General features: G+C 32.7%; 16 protein-coding genes. 1 reads left to right on the top strand and 15 read right to left on the bottom strand.

Translation table 11 applies throughout. From position 1 onward, the window contains the following. On the top strand, positions 1 to 1,002 hold the full coding sequence (locus LNP19_RS12670; protein ID WP_230062280.1) for an NADP-dependent oxidoreductase: 1,002 nt from the start codon (positions 1 to 3) through the stop codon (positions 1,000 to 1,002). Positions 1,003 to 1,630: 628 nt separating this feature from the next. Here LNP19_RS12670 and LNP19_RS12665 read toward each other — a convergent pair. The 15 genes from LNP19_RS12665 to LNP19_RS12595 form a co-directional block, all read right to left on the bottom strand. Next, positions 1,631 to 2,722: a ligand-binding sensor domain-containing protein gene (locus LNP19_RS12665; RefSeq protein WP_230062279.1), complete on the bottom strand. Its 1,092-nt coding sequence runs from the start codon at positions 2,720 to 2,722 to the stop codon at positions 1,631 to 1,633. A gap of 286 nt (positions 2,723 to 3,008) precedes the next feature. Further along, complete coding sequence (locus LNP19_RS12660) at positions 3,009 to 3,587, bottom strand: hypothetical protein (protein ID WP_230062278.1); 579 nt, start codon at positions 3,585 to 3,587, stop codon at positions 3,009 to 3,011. A 687-nt stretch (positions 3,588 to 4,274) separates the two neighbouring features. Next, positions 4,275 to 4,754, bottom strand: a complete 480-nt coding sequence (locus LNP19_RS12655; RefSeq protein ID WP_230062277.1) for a type II toxin-antitoxin system VapC family toxin — start codon at positions 4,752 to 4,754, stop codon at positions 4,275 to 4,277. Further along, positions 4,744 to 5,526, bottom strand: a complete 783-nt coding sequence (locus LNP19_RS12650; protein WP_230062276.1) for a hypothetical protein — start codon at positions 5,524 to 5,526, stop codon at positions 4,744 to 4,746. The genes LNP19_RS12655 and LNP19_RS12650 overlap by 11 nt, the downstream gene beginning before the upstream one ends. Before the next feature lie 599 nt (positions 5,527 to 6,125). Then, positions 6,126 to 7,139, bottom strand: a complete 1,014-nt coding sequence (locus LNP19_RS12645) for a PDDEXK nuclease domain-containing protein (protein WP_230062275.1) — start codon at positions 7,137 to 7,139, stop codon at positions 6,126 to 6,128. A gap of 540 nt (positions 7,140 to 7,679) precedes the next feature. After that, positions 7,680 to 9,122, bottom strand: coding sequence for a DUF4932 domain-containing protein (locus tag LNP19_RS12640; RefSeq protein ID WP_230062274.1), 1,443 nt, complete (start codon positions 9,120 to 9,122; stop codon positions 7,680 to 7,682). Between the two features lie 522 nt (positions 9,123 to 9,644). Beyond that, the gene (locus LNP19_RS12635) at positions 9,645 to 10,445 is read right to left on the bottom strand and encodes a tetratricopeptide repeat protein (protein WP_230062273.1); all 801 of its coding nucleotides are present in this window, start codon (positions 10,443 to 10,445) and stop codon (positions 9,645 to 9,647) included. A 427-nt stretch (positions 10,446 to 10,872) separates the two neighbouring features. Then, positions 10,873 to 11,430 (bottom strand): toxin-antitoxin system YwqK family antitoxin, encoded by a 558-nt coding sequence (locus tag LNP19_RS12630; protein ID WP_230062272.1) that lies wholly within the window; start codon positions 11,428 to 11,430, stop codon positions 10,873 to 10,875. A 340-nt stretch (positions 11,431 to 11,770) separates the two neighbouring features. Further along, on the bottom strand, positions 11,771 to 12,460 hold the full coding sequence (locus tag LNP19_RS12625) for a TlpA family protein disulfide reductase (RefSeq protein ID WP_230062271.1): 690 nt from the start codon (positions 12,458 to 12,460) through the stop codon (positions 11,771 to 11,773). A gap of 119 nt (positions 12,461 to 12,579) precedes the next feature. Next, positions 12,580 to 13,569, bottom strand: a complete 990-nt coding sequence (locus tag LNP19_RS12620; protein ID WP_230062270.1) for a selenoprotein S family protein — start codon at positions 13,567 to 13,569, stop codon at positions 12,580 to 12,582. A 376-nt stretch (positions 13,570 to 13,945) separates the two neighbouring features. After that, entirely contained in the window at positions 13,946 to 14,728 is a 783-nt protein-coding gene (locus tag LNP19_RS12615; RefSeq protein WP_230062269.1) for a toll/interleukin-1 receptor domain-containing protein, read from the bottom strand. 766 nt (positions 14,729 to 15,494) lie between these two features. Then, complete coding sequence (locus tag LNP19_RS12610) at positions 15,495 to 16,478, bottom strand: PDDEXK nuclease domain-containing protein (RefSeq protein ID WP_230062268.1); 984 nt, start codon at positions 16,476 to 16,478, stop codon at positions 15,495 to 15,497. 293 nt (positions 16,479 to 16,771) lie between these two features. Beyond that, a complete protein-coding gene (locus LNP19_RS12605) occupies positions 16,772 to 17,731 on the bottom strand; it encodes a hypothetical protein (RefSeq protein ID WP_230062267.1) in 960 nt (319 codons plus the stop codon). Positions 17,732 to 17,991: 260 nt separating this feature from the next. Then, positions 17,992 to 18,729: an NERD domain-containing protein gene (locus tag LNP19_RS12600; protein ID WP_230062266.1), complete on the bottom strand. Its 738-nt coding sequence runs from the start codon at positions 18,727 to 18,729 to the stop codon at positions 17,992 to 17,994. Between the two features lie 67 nt (positions 18,730 to 18,796). Next, entirely contained in the window at positions 18,797 to 19,282 is a 486-nt protein-coding gene (locus LNP19_RS12595; RefSeq protein ID WP_230062265.1) for a hypothetical protein, read from the bottom strand. Positions 19,283 to 19,546 lie beyond the last annotated feature (264 nt).

Below are 19,546 nucleotides of genomic sequence, written 5' to 3'. Positions count from 1 at the left end.
ATGAAAGCATACACAATAAACCGTTACAGGAAGGAAGACAAACTTCAACTAACAGAAGTTCCAAAGCCTGTTGCCAAAGAAAACGAAGTTTTAATTCAAGTCAATTCGGCAAGTATCAATCAGTTAGATGCCAAACTAAAAAGTGGCGAATTTAAGTTGTTGTTGCCTTACAAATTTCCATTGATTTTGGGACACGATGTTGCGGGAACGGTTATTGGCGTTGGCTCAAAAGTCAGTCGTTTCAAAATGAGCGATGACGTTTTTGCTCGTCCTGCCGATTTTCGTATCGGCACATTTGCCGAATACATTGCTGTCAATGAAAACGATGTTGCCTTGAAACCCGCAACTATTTCAATGGAAGAAGCAGCTTCTTTTCCGTTGGCTGCATTAACGGTTTGGCAAGCGTTTGTTGAAAAAGCAAATCTTAAAAAAGGTCAGAAAGTTTTTATACAAGCAGGTTCAGGCGGTGTCGGAACGATTGCCATCCAGATGGCGAAACATTTGGGCGCCGCTGTTGCCACAACTACAAGTGCCGATAATTTTGAGTTAGTAAAAAGCCTTGGAGCTGATGTTGTGATTGATTACAAAACGCAAGATTTTGAAACCATTTTGAAAGATTACGATTTGGTGTTGAACAGTCAAGACGAAAAAACTCTTGAAAAGTCGTTGCGAATTTTGAAGCCAGGTGGAAAAGTCATTTCTATTTCAGGTCCACCTGATACTGCTTTTGCAAAAGAAATTGGTTTGTCGTGGTTTATGAAAACAGCGATTTTCTTTTTAAGCTACAAGGTCAGGAAACAAGCGAAAAAACTCAATGTTGATTATTCGTTTCTGTTTATGCAAGCAAATGGAAGACAGTTGTCAGAAATTGGAAAATTGATTGAAACAGGTGTCATTCGTCCTGTCGTTGACAAAGTATTTTCGTTTGAGCAAATGAACGAAGCAATGTACTACGTTTCAAGTGGTCGTGCTAAAGGAAAAGTCATTGTCAAGATCAAGTAGTTTGTCTTCAGTAGTTTAGGTAAAGTTTGCTGCTAACGTCAGTTCGTCTAAAAACCTTTACACGAACTTTATTTGGTTAATCATTGAGTAAATATATATGATTTAAACTACAATTAAAATTCTTTCTGGCAAAAGTCGCTTTATGATTATTAAAATAAAATAGGCCATAAAAAGCTTCAAAAATCGCTTTCAGAGTACCAAAATGTAAAGCCAATACTTTTAGATATTGTTTTAATAGATTGTGGTCAATCAAGTTAAAAATTCGTCGCAGATTGTAGGCAGTAAAAATCAGGCCTATCACTCTACTTTTAGGTAGATAGGCGTGACAGCTACCATACTTTATTCAAAATCAAATATATTCAATTTTTCTTACAAATCATTAAAAGCACTTTTAATTCACCGTAGCCCTTTCGTGCTTATATAGATTTACATTTCAGTAGTTTTACTGCTAGTAAACCTGATTATAGACCATAAAAAAAGAGGCGCAATGGCCTCTTGAAATTCTTCTTACTCATTTATCGTAATCCCCATAGTTGACGGACATGTAATCGGTTCCGTTCAACAGGAATTTTATTGTTCGTGCTGCGCACGCAACGAAATCTTAGCTGTTGTGCGTTCGTTTTAAATTTTACCAAGGTCCATTTCTGTTTACATTTATAAACGCATTATTTTCTAAGCGATAAGCGCCTTTAAGACCAACAAACCAAATGCGTTCTTGTTTATCTTGATAAATAGTAAATGGGAAAGGTTTAAATTCACCTTCTTTACTTTCAATTTTAGTGAATACTTTGTTGCTGTAACTATAAATGTCACGTTTGTTTGCATTAAACCAAAGTGTACCGTTATTATCTTCTAAAATGCAACCAATTCCTTCATTTTTGTTTAATAGGTTTTCAGTTACATTTATAACAGTGTTTCCATCGTATTTATAAAGTCCTTTGGAGGTCGAAATCCAAAAATTTCCATCTTTACTTTCAATTATTTGACCCACAAAATTAGATTGAAGACCTTCTTTTTCAGATAGGTTTGTTAAAGTAGTTCCATCATAAATATATACACCTCCATTCGTTGCAAACCACATTTTACCTTTACTGTCTTCTATAATGGAATGAATCATTTTGGTTGTACTAATTCCCACATCGGGATTTATCTTTCCTTCAGGAATTTCAAACGGCGAAAATTTCTCTCCATCAAATGTATAAACACCTTGAGTTGTTCCTACCCAAAGCATTCCTTTTTTATCCATTGTCATGCTCCAAAGACCACCAATTTTCTTGGTTTCATTTTCATAATACATTGTAAAATAGTTACCATCAAATTTTGCAATGCCACGATCATAACCTATCCAGATATTTCCAATTTTATCTTCAATAATGACATGAACTGTTACTTTTTGTCCATTGTAATCTTTTAGTACAAAATAAACAAGTCCATTCTTATCATAACGACTAAGACCAGATTGTGTTCCAAACCAAAAATTTCCTTTGCTGTCTTGAAAAACAGTTCGAATAACACCACTTATTTGGTTTCCTTGGTAATCTTTATCATGTACACTATTTCTATATTCAGGTTGCGTTTCTGCCTTTAGACTAATACTATCTTTATGAATTTTTGAAATTTTAACTGGTATTGATTCTGTAATTTGTCCAACACAAGAATTAAATAAAAATGATAAAATAAGTATTAAATAGTTCGTTTTGATTTTGTTATATTTAATCATAATTGTTGTTTTTTGTTTTTTCCACGTTTCGTCAAAAATGACGCACAACGTCAGTCTGTGAAAAAACCTCCGTTGTATTACCCTCAAATATAACAAAATCCCTATATAAAAAGAAGATTATTCTTATTTTTAAGAATGCAACACATCACCGGAATTTCCCGCCAACAAATGCGTTTTTCAAGTTTAGGAGGATGACTTGATATGAATAATAGAACGGGTAGGGGATGCGTGAGAGGCGCACTCCGTCAGTTGCTGGCGGAGCTGTCTCGATTGTGAGTAAGCCCATTTACCAAAATTTCCACCACTTGTTTTTTCGTTCAATAGATTTGATTTCATACTGTCTGTAACTTCCACCTTGAACATTTCGATTTTCGAGATTAACTATAAATTCAACCCATTCATCACGGTCATTTATAGGGTCAAATGAAAGACCACTCACAATATTTCCTTCAAGTTTTAAATCTTTAATTCCATCCCAAGATATTCTTTCAGTATGCCATTTTTCACCAGTAGGTTCAATAATCGTCAAATCAGTTATATCTTGCAATATAATTTTATTATTCTCGGATTTTATTGCGCTTAAGAATCCAACTCCAAAAACATTTATAGGTATAGTGGATTCAGGGTTTATTAAATAACCTGTACCTCCGGCGATTACCAAAATAAAATTCTCATTATTGAATTCATAAACAGCATTAAAACCTGTCCAACCAAGTTTGAAATTCGCATCCCAGCTTTTACCATCTTTTTTGAAAAACCTCACTGCAAATCCTTCAGAATAAAAAGGTTCATTGTCTTCTGAAATTGGAATATACAATTCTCCATAAACTGGTAAGGATTTTAATATTTCGTATCTTTTTTGCACGATGTTTCTTTTTGGGTTACTCACAACGGCAGTCTGTGAAAAAACCTCCGTTACATTACCCTCAAATATAACAAAATCCCTCTATAAAAGAAGATTATTCTTATTTTTAAGAATGCAACACATCACTGGAATTTCCCGACAATAAATGCGTTTTTCAAGTATAGGAGGATGGCTTGATATAAATAATAGAACGAGTAGGGGATGATTCCAATCTTTTACTTTTTGCCTTGATAAAAAAAGTAACAAAAAAATCAAGCCTGAATATTTTTGTCCTGAAAATCTCGGGCGCATTTATCTCACTAATCCCTTATTGTTATTGGTGTTCGATGAACCTCACTGCGTTTCGGTTTTCCTATCGTGACCCCAGCCGCTCGTGTTTCACACTCGACTCGGGGGTCACTCCCGCCGGCCAACGCTCAAATCCTTGCCCGGATTTTCTAGTCTGGCAACTATAAGGGCGGGGGTAAAACGGAAACTTATACCCGAAAGTGAAGGAAAAACACATTAAAACCAACTGAAAAACTACTTCAAAAAAAAGAGGACTATAGGTCCCCTTGAAATTCTAAAACTCATTCTACGATAACTCCATAGTTGACGGACATCTAATCGGTTCCGTTCAACAGGAGTTTCATTGTTGGCTTTTCAAGCCCAACGAAACTCTAGCTATTGTGCGATCGTTCTTTAATTTTACAAATCAAGTAAACCAAAAACTTCGTGATGAGGAACCTTTAAATCAATAAAAGTGAATTTAGGATTTACTTCTTCTTTTAGTAGATTGTAAATTTTTAAACTTTCACTGTCTGAAGATAGATAATATTCGACTGTTTTTTCACAATCAGCTTGAGAAAATAGTTTGGTGTCGTTTGGAATTATATTTCTTTCATTCAGTTTTAATTTTCCTTTGTTTTTAAAAATGATTCTAGCAAATTCTCCTGTTTTCTTTGAATGGTCTAAATTAAAAGGAATAATTTGTAAATTTCTCAAAGGTAATTCATGAATATCTCCACCGACACAATATTCTGCAATTGATATTGTTGAAATCATCATAGTTATTTCTTCTTTAATGAAATAACGAAAATACGCATCAGCATTTTTAAATAATGGGTCGTTATCGTTTAAAAATCTAATAAAGAAACTTGTGTCTAACAGAACTGATTTATGTATCATAACCTCCTCTAATTTCTTTTAACCAAGTATCAGGATCAATTCCGTCTAACCAAGATTTTTTAGCTTTTTCTCTAAGTCCTTTTAAATATAAGTCATCGTATTTTGGTTGATAGTCAACCAATTCTAAAAACTTTAATGTTGAAGTATCAACTTCTCCAGTAGAGGAATGTTGTTTCCCTAAAGCTCTAATTCCTATAGACTTATAAAGTAAGTTTTCTTCATAATCTTCTAAAAAACTAATAGGGGTTTGAATACGAATAGTACCAAATTCAGAAGTAAGTAAATGGATATTTGCTTTATCTTTTCCGCCAGCATTTGTTATTTTTCCATAGAAATAGAATTCTGCATCAGCCCAAATCGCTTCTGTTCTAATGTAGCGAGTTGTTCTATCAACTTTTATTTCGTTTGTGTTTTCTAAAGAAGTTTTTATACTAAAAGAATAATCTTTTTTTACTGCAATGTTTTGTAAATTTTCAAATGCTTTTGCAGTTGATAAGTCAAGAAAATCAATATCTTGGACATCGTTTACTTGACCAATTATTGCGTTAAAACCAATAACAAATTGTATTGAGGTTTTAAGTATGTGTTTTACAGAACCTTTTTCAATATTATATGTAATCAGCGGTCTTTCTTTTTTGTCTCCAGGATAAAGTAAGTTTTCTGCATTTTCAAGAATAGAGATAATTTCCCGAATATCATAATTATCAGGAGAAAGCTCAATATTACCTTTTGAGCCTGTAATTCTAATTTCTATGTGACCTATCTTTTCCACACCGCAAATTAACAAATTATTTACTTAAAACAGTTGACTTTGGATAAAAAGTTCATTTTTCGCAATTTTGACATAGAATGTAGCACAACTAGTACATAGTAATGACGTGGTCGCTATTATACACCTAATTTTGGGTAGATTGTAGTGATAAACGTCGTACATTATTGTATTTCAAATATATTCAATTTTTCTTACAAATCATCAAATGGGCTTTTTATTTGTTGGTTGCTTTTCGTACTTATATAGATCTACATATCAGTAGTTTTACTGCTAGTAATCATGATTATTGAGTATTAAAAAAGAGACCCAATGGCCTCTTTAAATTCTTCTTTCTCATTTATAATAGACCCCATAAGGGATGACTTGATATAAATAATAGAACGGGTAGGGGATAACAGCTATTTTTACTTTTTTAGCTCACTTAACTTTTATTATAAGTGGTGTTCGCTGACCCAAGCCTGAAAGGCGAACGGATGAAATAATCTTCGATTTGCCTTGATAAAAAAAGTAACAAAAAAATCAAGCCTGAATATTTTTGTCCTGAAAATCTCGGGAATATTTATCTCACTAATCCCTTATTGTTATTGGTGTTAGATTGATTAATTATTTGATTTATCTTCTCGAAAGTTTTCCAACTCTTTGTTTACTTCTTCCAGTAATTGCTTCTCTGTTGGCAGGTATAATTCGTATTGACTAGCCACTATATTTTTTTCGTTTTCCGGCAAGGTGAATTTCACTACTCCGCCGTTTTTGCTAGCACAAAGCAAAATGCCGATAGTTGGATTTTCATATGATAGTTTTTCTACTCTGTCATAATAGTTTACATACATCTGTAATTGTCCGATATCCTGATGTGTGAGTTTGTGCGTTTTTATTTCGATGATTACAAAAGATTGTAGTAGACGGTTGTAAAAAACCAAGTCTACAAAAAATTCATCGCCTTCAATATGGATTTGTTTTTGTCTTGCCACAAATGAAAAGCCGTTCCCTAATTCTAATAAAAAGTCTTGCAGATGGGTTATAATGGCTTGCTCCAAATCTTTTTCATAGTAGGCCGCTTCACGCTTCAGACCTAGAAATTCTAAATACATTGGATCTTTTATAATCTCTCTGGCGTCTGAAGGTACTTTTTCGTTTTTGGCTACTGCCAATACACTTTCTTTATCAGTACTCATTAAAAGGCGCTCGTATAAACTGCTGTTTATTTGGCGTTCGAGTTGTCTTGAAGTCCAATTGTTTTTCACGCTTTCGGCAATATAAAACTCTCTTTTATCTTGATTGTCAATCGCTAAAAGGGATTTGTATTGTGTCCAACTCAATTGTGTCCGCAGTGCGGACACAATTGGAAAGCTGCGGTAAAACTGGCGATATTGATTTAATTGACGATACGAAAAACCACTGCCATATTCAGGTTGTAATTGTTCAGCAAGAAATTTAATTAGGTAGGTTCCGTAATCTGCTCTGTCTTTACCTTGCTGTTCTTCTTCAAAAATACGTTTACCAATATTCCAATACATTAAAGTTCGTTCATTGTCAACGGCTCTAATTGCTTTGTCTTTAGCAGTAGCAATAATTGCTTTTATATCAGGGATTAAGGATTGGTTTTGAAGCATCTTGTAAAAGCGGCAATTAATTATTGGTATAATCTACAAACATAGTAAAAAGCAACTGAAAGTAAACGGGAGGAAGAAAAAATCATGGCAGGAATTGGCAAAAGAAAAATTGCATTTTAATCCAAAAATGTGTTCGCATTGTCAAACCGAGACCATGAAAACCATCGAGAAAATACCACCCAATAAACCGCCTCCAAACCAACTAAAAAAGATTGACAAAAAAGATTTAAGCACTGTATTTTAAAAAATTTCGATATCGGAATGGGGATACCTATGCCCTAAGGTGACTTAAAACACATAAAAAGAATAACTTCTTCCTTTAAAAACAGAAAAAATGACCCAAAAAAACAAATAAGCCCATAAAAAAACTCCGAATTCCGATTCAGAGTTTGATTTGTAAAAAGTAAAATACGAAAGCAATCCCCATAAGTTGAAACGCCCATTAAGCTCCCCAAAGCTAATACTGACGGCTTTCGTTCAACAGCGACTTCTTGCTGGGTCTTGCAGACCGCATGAAGTCTTGCTTATTAGCGGAAGTTTTTATTTTAGATTACTTAACCAAGATATAATTTGCGGATAAAATTGATCTATATTTTGGTATTTTTTGGAGTTGATATATTCTTCTTTGTAAAAACTCCAAAACTCGCCAAAACGGATGAAACCTCGGTATTTCTCCATATCATCAATTATCATTTTTTCTAATAGTAAGTAATCGTATTCTTTATTTTCATAAAAAAAATGAAGAGCAAACGCCCAAGTTAAGTATTCATTTGTTGCATCTTTTAGTTTCGAATAAGATACATTTTTTCCGTTCGATAAAAGCAAATATTTTTCTTTTAGTGATTCGAACTTTTCATTATAATTACTCGAAATCTTATTAATGGGAGCATGGTCAAATTCAGAAATTAAAGTGAATAAAAAGTATGAATCGGGATAATAGAATTCTTTGCTTTCTACATACATGATTCCACCGAAATAAAAACTTTCGATGTAATCATCAATTATGACACTTGGTCCATGTTGCCATCCACTGTAAATCGGAGTGAAAAAGATATTGAACTTGTTAATTTTTTTATTGAAGTTTTTATTAAAAAACGGAATAATTTCATTTCCAAAAGAATAGTTCGTTAGAATAATGGAACTCATTGCATCATAGAATTCTTTATTTTCATCATAAAACTTCAAAAAATTAGTGTCTTTTGCGAATTGAGAAACTAAATTAGCTACAATTTTATTTTCCTCAATAGGTAAGCTAACTATTTTTGATGTATCAAATTTATCATAAAAATAAAAACTTCTTAAGTTATGATGTGCCTTCATATTGACAATCCAATCCTCAAATTTTCCTGGATAAAGTTTACTCAATTCAATTAGATTGATATTGTTTTTATGTTCTGAAAAATAAATGTCTATTTTTTTGAAATAAGGATGATTCTGAAATGCTGTATTAATTAGTGTGTGCTTTGGATTAATTAAATAAAGCATAATCGCGTAACATTCCATTATTTCAGGAACCTTTGCTGATATAGTTTGTGTATTTTCTTTTTGCTTAAATTGATGCAAGTAAGTTTTTATATCACTTAGCAAAGAATTATATTCTTTAGTTTTATTAAGTTTTTTATATAAAATTCCATTTTCATTAGAATAATTATCATACACATAATAACCTTGATTAAAAGCTTGTCTTAGAAGTTGATTCGTTTTTTTTATATTATTAAGGTTTGCATTTATTTCTGCCTTATTTATAATCCAATTATTGTTGCTTGGTTCTAAGTTTATTAAAGTGTCAACAATTTTTTCTGATGTTGTAAAATCTTTGATCTCTAAATGCTTTTGAAGATTGTTATATGTATTTTGAATTGATTGTGAAAAACTTACAAAAGGAAGAAATGATAAAATTATCAGAAATTTATTAAGCATAGTTTTTATAAAATTACAGTTAACTTGTTTATACGTATGACAAAACCATATAAAGCCACCCATTTATGGTAGATAGTATGACAAGCGTCAGTATTTATTCAAAATCAAATATACTGATTTTTTCTTACAAATTGTCAAAGGCGCTCTTTATTTGCTATATGCTTTTCGCACTAATATGGGTGTAGATTTATGTAGTTTTACTGGTTGTAATTGCTGATTATAGACCATAAAAATAAAGCCATAATAGCCTCTCAAAATTCTTCTTACTCATTTACCGTAAACCCCATAAGGGATGGATGTAGAGCGGCGATCTCAAAGATGAATGCAATTCGACGTCATTAGCTTTAAGACAACTGCTAGTAATTCGAGGTCAGGAGACCTCGAATAGCGTAGGAATCGTGGCGACCTTTACAGCGGAATATCCACAAAGACGAAAAGAGTTATTCTTATTAGTAACCTTCTAAGTTCACAGTATGCATTGTTCTTGAAAATACTTTCTTGATATCCAATACTGTTTAGTAGTCATTCGTAGACAAATGAAACCGCAGTCTGTGGAATCTGGTTTTTTGAAAAATGGAAAAAAAATTATTTCCATATTACCTGATATGGGTATCTTTCAAAAGTCGTATTATCTTCATTTAGTGTATATCCTTTTTTAAAATCTGCTTTTGCATCTTCCATTAATTTTAAGGATTCTTCATTTTTACCCAATTTCGAGAGGCAAATTGCTTTATAGTATTTAGCATCTGCTAAGGTTGAATAATTTGCTAAAGCTCTATCAAAAATTATATCTGCCTCCTCATATTTTTGTTGTTCATATTTAGAAATACCGTAATAAAACAATGCAGTTGGATGAACCCAAGCTTCGCCATTTTTTTTTAACATATCACTCACATAAATTTCTAACAGCTTCTCTGCTATTGCAAATTCATTTAATTGTAAATGACTCAAAGCAATATAAAAATCATAAGTATGGTCCATTTCATATTGATTTCCCCATTTTTTCTTACAATCTTCAAAGTCAATTATTGCCTCTTTGTAATTTCTGGCAAAAATACATTTGATAAATGCACGATAGGGTTGGTATCTTTTGGCATCATATTTTACAGCTTTATCAATGAAAGGCATGCCAATTTCACATTTTCTTGATTTAAAATACGGCATTGCTTTTTGTTGCCATAGATAAGCAATAGTACTGTCTTTTTTTAGTCCTAAATCAATATTATCTTGAAATTCTTTTGAAAACAGCATGTGTTTCCAAGCATTCCCAAGGTGTTCTCCAATGATAAGGTCTTGCTTTTTTCTCTTTTCTAAATCAGTTTCATTGGTTTGCCCAACACAATTATAAAATGTAAATAAACATACAATTCTCAGGATATTTCTCATAACACTTTTTGTTTTTCTATTTTAATAATTGGATTTAACGCTAAAAACTTTTAATAATTAAAATTATAGGGGTGTGTACCGAAAATATAAAGAAGAACTGGAATAGCGATACATCGGAAATAACCTTTAACAAAGAATGTAATTTTTAAGCAAAATATGTTAAAATTTCGGAAGTAGTACTAAATATATCCCCCTGCTAGCTCGTGCATCTAGTTGCAAAACTCACAAAATAAGCTCCCGTTTTCTCTCCAAACTTATATTTTCTACCCATCGTCTTTATATATAAATGTAAAAAAAGATTTATTTTACCTGGCAAATTAGGCATTGTTTGTGTAAAAAATCCAGAGCATATAACCGTAACTTCTTTAGGGGCACGAGCAAGATGCTCGCGCTAGAGGGGCAACGAAATTCTAGCTGTTGGCAGACGTTATTTTAAGATTTCCCCAAATTTATAGTTAACGCTGTCGATTATTTTGCCCTCAATATTATGAATGTACATTGAACCGGTTCCCTTCAAAAATGTTCCTTTATTAATTGTATTTCCGTTTCCGTCAAATGAACTTATAATTTCAACAAGTTTTCCATTTTTAAAAGATCGTTCCGTGTATAGTGTTCCATTTTCATGATACCAAACCCATTTTCCAATAAGTTTTCCTTGATTTAAATTTCCTTTACCTTGTAATGTTCCATCATTGTAGTAGAAAATCCATTTACCATTTTGCTTCCCATTCTTGAATCGCCCAACTTGTGATAAACTGCCATTTTCATGATAAATTTTCCACAGACCTGCTTCCTGATTCTTCGCAAACCGACCAATTTGATATAAGTTCCCGTTTTCATAAAAATATTTCCATTTGCCAATTTTCTTTTCATTTTCGACCGCACCGAATTCTCTATTTTGATTGTGAAACGTTTTATTTGATCTGCATGATAGAAATGTAGAAAAGAGCAGGAGAACAATAAAAAGTATTCTAGTGATTTTCATGGTCGTTTTATAATGTTTGCCAACGTCAGTCAATGAAAAGACCTCCTTTGTATTACCATCAAATATAACAAAATAGTTGAGTAAAAAGAAGATTATTCTTATTTTTAAGAAGGCAACACATCACCGGAATTTTCCGCCAACAAATGCTTTTTTTAAAGTTTAGTAGAAATACGTCCTCATTTTCGGCTCCCTTTAGGGAAGGGATAAACCGAAAATTGTAGTCACGACCCACTAGTTCCGGTTCCCTTCAACATAGCTTTACGGTTGGTATTTATTATGTTGTGGTGACCGTGAATTTCATTTCATTGCTCGTGCTGCGCACGCAACGAAAACTTAGCTTTTAGTGCATGGTTTTTGATTTATATCGTTTAAAATATTTTACAATAACATAAATTAACGTAAAGAAAAAGAATAATACTGTATATAAACGAAATACTTTAAGAATCTCCTTTTTAGAATATGCACTAAAATGTTTTTCAACCGAAAGATTGGCTGTGAAAATATTACCAAGTTTGTTTTCTACGGCATATAGGCCACTTTTAGGAGAGCCTAATAAAGCTCCTTTTTTATCTATTATAAAATAGGTCGGAAATGAAGACACTTTAAAGAATTTAAGATTTTCATTATTTATATTATAGAACGTCCAATTATTATTTTTTGCCTCTAAAAAATCCCAAGGTTTCCTTTTTTCGGTTAATAGACTTTGCGTCCACATTGGAGAATCAACACTCATGCTTAATATTACTAAATCGTCATGTTTCTTTAATAGCTGTGGAAAGAATTTCATTTCTTCAAGACAAGGTTTGCAACCTGAAAACCAAAAATCAACAAGTATTAATTTTCCTTTGTAATCATCGATTGTCTTTAGTTGACCAAACTGATTTTTTAAAGCTATTTTAGGGAAATGTGTAATTACTTTTTCCCTATCTCCAACGTTTTTAATATAAAAAGTTATTATAAATATTGCAAGAAAGAAGAGTAAAAGACTTATTGAGTACAATTTTAAAAAAAATATTATTCGATGCTTCATTTTAAATTTTTAGTTAACTTATTTTAGGACGTCGCATTAGGTAAACCTGCTCACAACAGTTAGATGCTCCATTGTTCGTGCTGCGCACGCAACGAAATTCTAGCTATTGGCACCAGTTTTTATTTTTGAAGTTCTACTTTTTCTATTACTGAGAAACCTTTTGTTTTATTAAAATTCATATTGTGTACAAAATTCTGCATGCTGTCAGATGGGTCAATTGTTTCCAAGTTTAAACTCTCGATTGTTTGAGGTGGAAATATCACAGATAAAATTGGTTGCTCCTCTAAATGTCCAGTTTTTGTATTAACAATTTTAGCCATTGCATTAATTCGAGCATAGTCAATTGGTAAATAGGCAAAAACTTCTCTTGCAATTCTCATTGAAGCACTACAAATATGGTCTTGATAGAGCTCATTGTATCGTGTTTTGGGTATATTCTTTTTTGATAATTTTCCCGTTGAAGTTTGTCTTAATTCATAATCGGGAATGACATCTAAACTGTTTACGTGTAAATCAATATCAATGTGATTTTCTTCAAAGTTGAAACTTATTGTAGTTCCTAATTCTCCAATGTCTGAAAATGGGTCGAAATATTGAAGTGCATTTTTATATGATTCAGGGTCTTTTTTCTTGATTCCTGCACTAATTTCTTGAAGTTCATTCCAATTGTTCAACTCGTCCAAATAATTTTTATAGGCAATATCAAATTCTTTTTGGTCTTTTTGTTGAGCCTGTTCAACTTGTTGCGATAATCGATTTATTTTCTTTTGAGTTGAACCAAAAACTTTGTCAAAGAAAGAAGGCTTGAAGCTGGCTAACTTATTTTTTGCGATAACTTCATTTTTTGTTTCAAGGATTGGTTCGTTTGGTTTTTCAGTTTCTTCAATTTGTTTCCAGTCTATTGGGTCTGTACAATTCTTATGAACTGATTGAATTGTTTCTACATAACTCTCCCAGTCAGATACAGCTTGTTGAGCATTCTCTATTTCTTGCAGTTTTTGCTGTTCTTTAAATCTTTTAGCCGCTTCACGAGCTTGTCTTTGCTGCTCTCGTTCCATTCTTCGGACTGCTGCTCCGTATGAACGCATTGCTCCTTTAAATGTAGTCATTGTTCTCTTTTTTCAAATTGGTGCTAACTTGTATATATGCGCTACAAAGTAGCGCATAGCCTCCCAGAAAAGAATGTATACACGCTATTGGGTTGCGTTTTGTTATTCTTTCAAATGTATTAAATTATTCCTACAAATCATTAAACAGGCTTTTTATTCACTACAGGCCTTTCGAACTTACATGGATTTGTATTTCAGTAGTTTTATTGTTAGTAGTACTGATTACACTCCACAAAAAAAGAGGACACTAAATCCTCTTGACATTCTCTCTCAAAACTTTACGATAACTCCATAGTACCTGCCAGTGACCGGTTCCGTTCAACAGGAGTTTCATTGTTGGCTTTTCAAGCCCAACGAAACTCTAGCTGTTAAACAGTTATTTATTCTTTAAATAATTTTCAATCGTTTCTTTTATAAAAGTTAATGGAACTCTTCTGTCATCCATAATTTCTTGAACAATTTCTGGTGACATATTAGAATCAAGCATTTCTATAATCATTTTTTCAGCTTCCGAAGCTCTTGGACGTCTTCTGTTTATATCCAATTCACGGTTATTGAGATTATGTATTTCTCTGTTTTCAACCATTCTCATTCTTCTATCCATTCCTCTAACAGAAGAAAGTAATTCAATCAGTATGTCATTTTCACTTCTTACTTCTTCTACCTCCATTTCGGGGGTTTCTTTAATAATAAGTTTAAAAGTCTCTTCAAATTGAGGCCAGTAAGTATCAAATACTTTTTCTAAAATACTTTCTTTTAAAGATTCTTCTTTTAGAGCAACATTAATAGTTCTAACTAATTCCCAAAGTCCTGTTCTGTTTGGTTTTGTATGGTTAAATTGAGCTAGAGGGTTTTCAACATCTGTCGGTTTTAAATCAATTAATAATGTACAAACCCTATTAGAAGAAATTCCTTTTGCTAGAGCACCGCTTTCAAATAAAATCCATGGTTTAACTTTGTTTTCCTTTGTCAAGCAAACAATTCCAATTCCCGTTCCAGCAAGCTGGTCTGAAATTTCAGTAAACCATAATGCACCTCTATCAATGTCTTTACTTGACATCCATGGCTCTGCAGCTTGAATTACACATTGCAACCAGTCGTCAAGTAATTCTGCTACTTTTCGGCTCCTTTCACCAGACCAACTAATAAATACTTTCATGACTATATTCTTTTTTTATAATTGTTTATAACTAGTGTATAGTAATAACGTGGTCGCTATTATACACCTAATTTTGTTTAGATTGTAGTGATAAACCTCCTACATTATTATATTTCAAATATATTCAATTTTTCTTACAAATTATCAAACGGGCTTTCTATTTGTTGGATACTTTTCGTACTTACATAGGTTGGTATTTCAGTAGTTTGCCGCTAGTAATACCTAATTATAGAGCATAATAAAAGAGGCGCAATGGCCTCTTGAAATTCTTCTTACTCATTTATAATAGACCCCATAAGGGATGGCTTGACATACATATTAGAACGAGTAGGGGATAGCAGCTATTTTTACTTTTTTCCTTGATAAAAAAAGTAACAAAAAAATCAAGCCTCAATATTTTGATCCCGAAAATCTCGGGCGCATTTATCTCACTAATCCCTTATTGTTATTGGTGTTCGATGAACCTCACTGCGTTTCGGTTTCCCTATCGCGACCCCAGCCGCTCGTGTTTCACACTCGACTCGGGGGGTCACTCCCGCCGGCCAACGCTCAAATCCTTGCCCGGATTTTCTGGTCTAAAAATATAAGGGCGGCTTAAAAAACAATTACACCCTCATTTTCGGCTTCCGCCGCGGCGGAAAGGGGTAAACCGAAAATCCCACTCACCATTCACTTCTCACGACTCACAACTTCTGGTTCCGTTCAATAGGAGTTTCATTATTGACTTTTCAAGCCCAACGAACTCTGGCTATTGGCAGTAGTGGTTTTATTTTTCATCTGTTTCATTGTCGAACAGCTCGTGTAATTTTTGTTGCAATATTTTTTTGTCAGGAAGTTGTGTTTTATACTCTGAAACCATTGTTGGAGAGAGGCTTCTGCTTAAAGCATACTCGACAACTTCACTATCTTTGTCCTTACACAATAAAACTCCTATACTCGGATTTTCATTTGGTTTCTTTATGTCTCGGTCTAATGCTTCCAAGTAGAAGTTCAGTTGTCCTAAATGGTCTGGCTTAAACATGTCTGCTTTGAGTTCAAATGCAACTAAGCATTGTAATCCACGGTGATAGAAAAGTAGGTCGATGAAAAAATCGCTGTTACCAACTTGCAACTTGTATTCTTCACCTATGAATAAGAAGTCTTTTCCAAGTTCAAGTATGAAATTCTTCATTTGTCTTACCAGTCCTCGTTGTAAATCATTTTCGCTGTGCGTCTCAGGTAAACCCAAAAACTCAAACACATAACTGTCTTTAAAAGTGTTTGTTAGTTCGTTATTACTTTCTCTCAACGCTGTCGAGAGTTTTGAATTGCCTATAATTGTACGCTCGAAAAGGCTAGCCGAAATTTGTCGGTCGAGTTCTCTGACACTGTAACGTTCTTGTTTGGATAGTTTCAAATAAAATTCTCTTTCTTCAGCAGTTTTGCACCTTGAAAATATTGCCAAATTATGAGACCAACTAATTTCTCTCAACAGCGTTGCGAGTTTTGAAAAGTCCTTATAAGTCTCGTAAAACTGTTTCATTCTCCAAATATTCTTATCGGAGAAGCCTTTTATTTCAGGCTCATTTTGTTGAATGTATTTAGCCAACTCTGTTACCACAGAGCCGCCCCATTGCGACTGTTCAATCTTCTTACTGATATATTCTCCTATGTTCCAATAGAGGTTAATCAGTTCGGCATTTACGGCTCTAATAGCATTCGTCCGAGATTGCTTAATAAGTTGAATGATGTCCGTAAATCGTTTGTCCATTTTTATTTTTATATGCTACAAATTTATGTTTTTTCAGTCTTGTTTGTCTGTTCGAACCGATTTCCAACCATTACCACTAACCTCAGATCATCTAAAAACCTCTAAACGAACTGATTTTTGTTAATTAGAAAGTAAATATAGGCGATTTAAGCTATAATTATCCTCTTTATAAACCACCTCCAGTTCGGTTCAACCCGAGTTTCATTATTCTTGCTGCGCACGCAACGCTAACTATTAACTGCAGGTTTTGTTTTTTAATTTATACTTTCTTTTTAATACTGTTGTGTAATTGTTTACTCTTCAATAATTGTTTTTCTAACTTCATCATGCCTAAATGTAATGTATTGTCGTTTGACATTTAACAAAGTGTCATTATGTTCATCAAGTTTTCCATAGACGAAGAGATATAGCCCTATATTTTGTTCACTCGTTTTATTTTTATGTTCCGTAAATGCCCTTTCAAACAAGTGGTTATATCTGTTTTTGAGTCTTGATAAACTATGTTTAGATATGGAATTCTTATCTATCTTCACAGAATAGTTGGACACATTTTTTTCGTTTTTATCTTTGTAACCTAATAATTTAAAAAAAACGTTTTCTGTATATCGATCAAAAACATTTCTATTCATTTCTGATAACATTATTCTGCCATAAAATATTCGTTCATTTTGCAAGTTTGCTGGATCTGTGAAATCTTTTATATGTTTAAAGAAATAACGGTATTGAATTCTTCCGCTATTTATCTCTATTTCCACATCCCTATTGTGAGGAAACCCTAAATACCAATCTACGATTCTATCGATACCTTGAACTCTATTGCTTTTGTCAAATTTTACGTTTTCGCCATCGAACTCGTAAACTTTAGTAATTCCGTCACCGCGACCAGTTACACCATCATCATTACCATATTTGGCTTGAAATGTTGTCGGTTCCTCAAGTTTATCTTCGTTTAAAATAAAAACCGACGGATAACCAATTTTTTTGATTTCTGTTTTATTCAGTTTTTGATTTTTTCCTTGGTGATAGAGTTTGCTTAATTTGGCATATTCACAGGTTTCAATATGTTCCTGATTTCTGTATTTTTTGAAATGAGGCTTCCTGTGATCTTTTTTCTTTATGCATGCTGGAGCCATTCGAACAGAACATTTTTCGTCGATACAAACAAATATAAGGTCGTTGTAATTTGGATAAAATTTGAGTAGATCGTCTGCTTGGACAATCTCATCAGTTCCACTAATTCTAGCCTTTCTCATAACTTTAAGACTTAAGCATTATTCTAATATTACTAATCGTGATGGTATGTTTGACGTCTTACGAAACGTACAGTTAACGTCAGTCTGTGAAAAAACCTCCGTTGTATTACCCTCAAATATAACAAAATCCCTATATAAAAAGAAGATTATTCTTATTTTTAAGAATGCAACACATCACCGGAATTTCCCGTTATCAAAGGCGACCTTTGTACGGAATATCAACACAAGCAAGATGCGCCAGCCAGGCGAAGTTTATGTAATCAAATATTTCTAATGAATTTACATTGCGGGTAGGATTCACAACCTAAAAATTTTCCAAATTTTCCATTGCGAACTATTAAGTTGTCGCCACATTGAGGACATTGATTTTCTCGAATAGAATTCTCTCGTTTTTGAATTCTTTGTTTAATTGATTTATTATGTTGGCGTTTGTCATATGTATCAATCAAATTTAATGCATTGATTTTTTGGAAGATATTCTCTTTTTCAGTTTCTATGAGGTTTTCACATGAGTATCTTTTAATCGTTGCTATGAGTCGATATGAATTTACTACATCAGTTATTGTATTTACTTTGATTTTTGCTTTTGTGGAAAAAACAATAATAGACTTATATTCTAAATTTGGATATTCAGTAAGACAGTTTTTTAAAGCTCTTATATGACCTAAGTTCTGTCGTATTGGGTTATAAAGTTTTTCTTTACGTTTGTATATAACTTGAGTCCAATATTCCGAGTTTTCACCTCCAAGAATCCAGCCTTTGTAATTTTTTGTTTCAATAACGAATATTCCAAAATCAGAAATTACTACATGGTCAATTTGTGAAGTTATTTCACCTGTTTTTAAAACAATATTATTAATGACTTTATACTTAGATTTATCTAAAAAATATAAGATTGAAGAAATAGTTTTCTCTCCAATAACTCCTTTGATTTTGGTTCTGAATAATCCCCAAATTAGGATTAATGAAAAAATCAATATTAATATCACTAAGTTCATAGACTATCGTTCAGTATTAAAGTTCGCCTAACGTTAGTCTATAAAAAACCTCCGTTGTATACCTTTTTTATTTAACTTCTAGGACATATTGTCGATTACTTTCTTCTTCAAAGTTTTTAAACATTTCTGCTCTAGAATTCATTCTCAAAGTTTCTTTTCCATAAATATTAATTTTAGAAATTTCCGTGAATTTAGGTTTTTTACCTAATCCGCCTTCGAAAGCATATTCTTCTTTAGATTTGAGTAAGAAAGTCGCAATATAATTTGTCGAATCAATTTTTATAAGCTTACCACCATTATTAAAACTAATTATTGTAGATTCTTTTAGGTGGTTATTATATTTATTTACAGAATCTTTATCAAGAATTATTTCTAAAACTAAGTCTGTTTCCGTAGAATTTCTAAGTTTAGTAATATAAACTTTTTCACAAGAAGAAAGTAGTAGTACAAATAAAAAAAATAATGACAATATGATGTGTTTTTTCATTTTTTGTGTTAAAATAGCATACAACATTCTGGCACTACAGCGGGTTTGTGGTTGAATTAAGCCCATTCTTCGGATTTGCCAAATCATCCGAAAAACAAAACCAACTTCCCATTAAGCCTAAAACCCAAATTGCTTGTAGCGTGTGTTATGCGGGGGTTGTTTCTAGCTGATATTTCCAATTATTAATCGATTTTCAGCCTATTTTCGGCAGGCACAAAACCCAATTCTTGCCCAAATCTCAGCTAATTTCATTCCCTTTTTTTCGTTTCAATTGCTATAAACTTCTTCTTAATAAACATAGGGATTAATAAAATCAAAACGATTAGTAAA

This window comes from Flavobacterium acetivorans (genome assembly GCF_020911885.1).
GTDB lineage: Bacteria > Bacteroidota > Bacteroidia > Flavobacteriales > Flavobacteriaceae > Flavobacterium > Flavobacterium acetivorans.
Note: the sequence above shows the minus strand (reverse complement) of the source record. Positions and strands in the feature narration are given on the sequence as shown.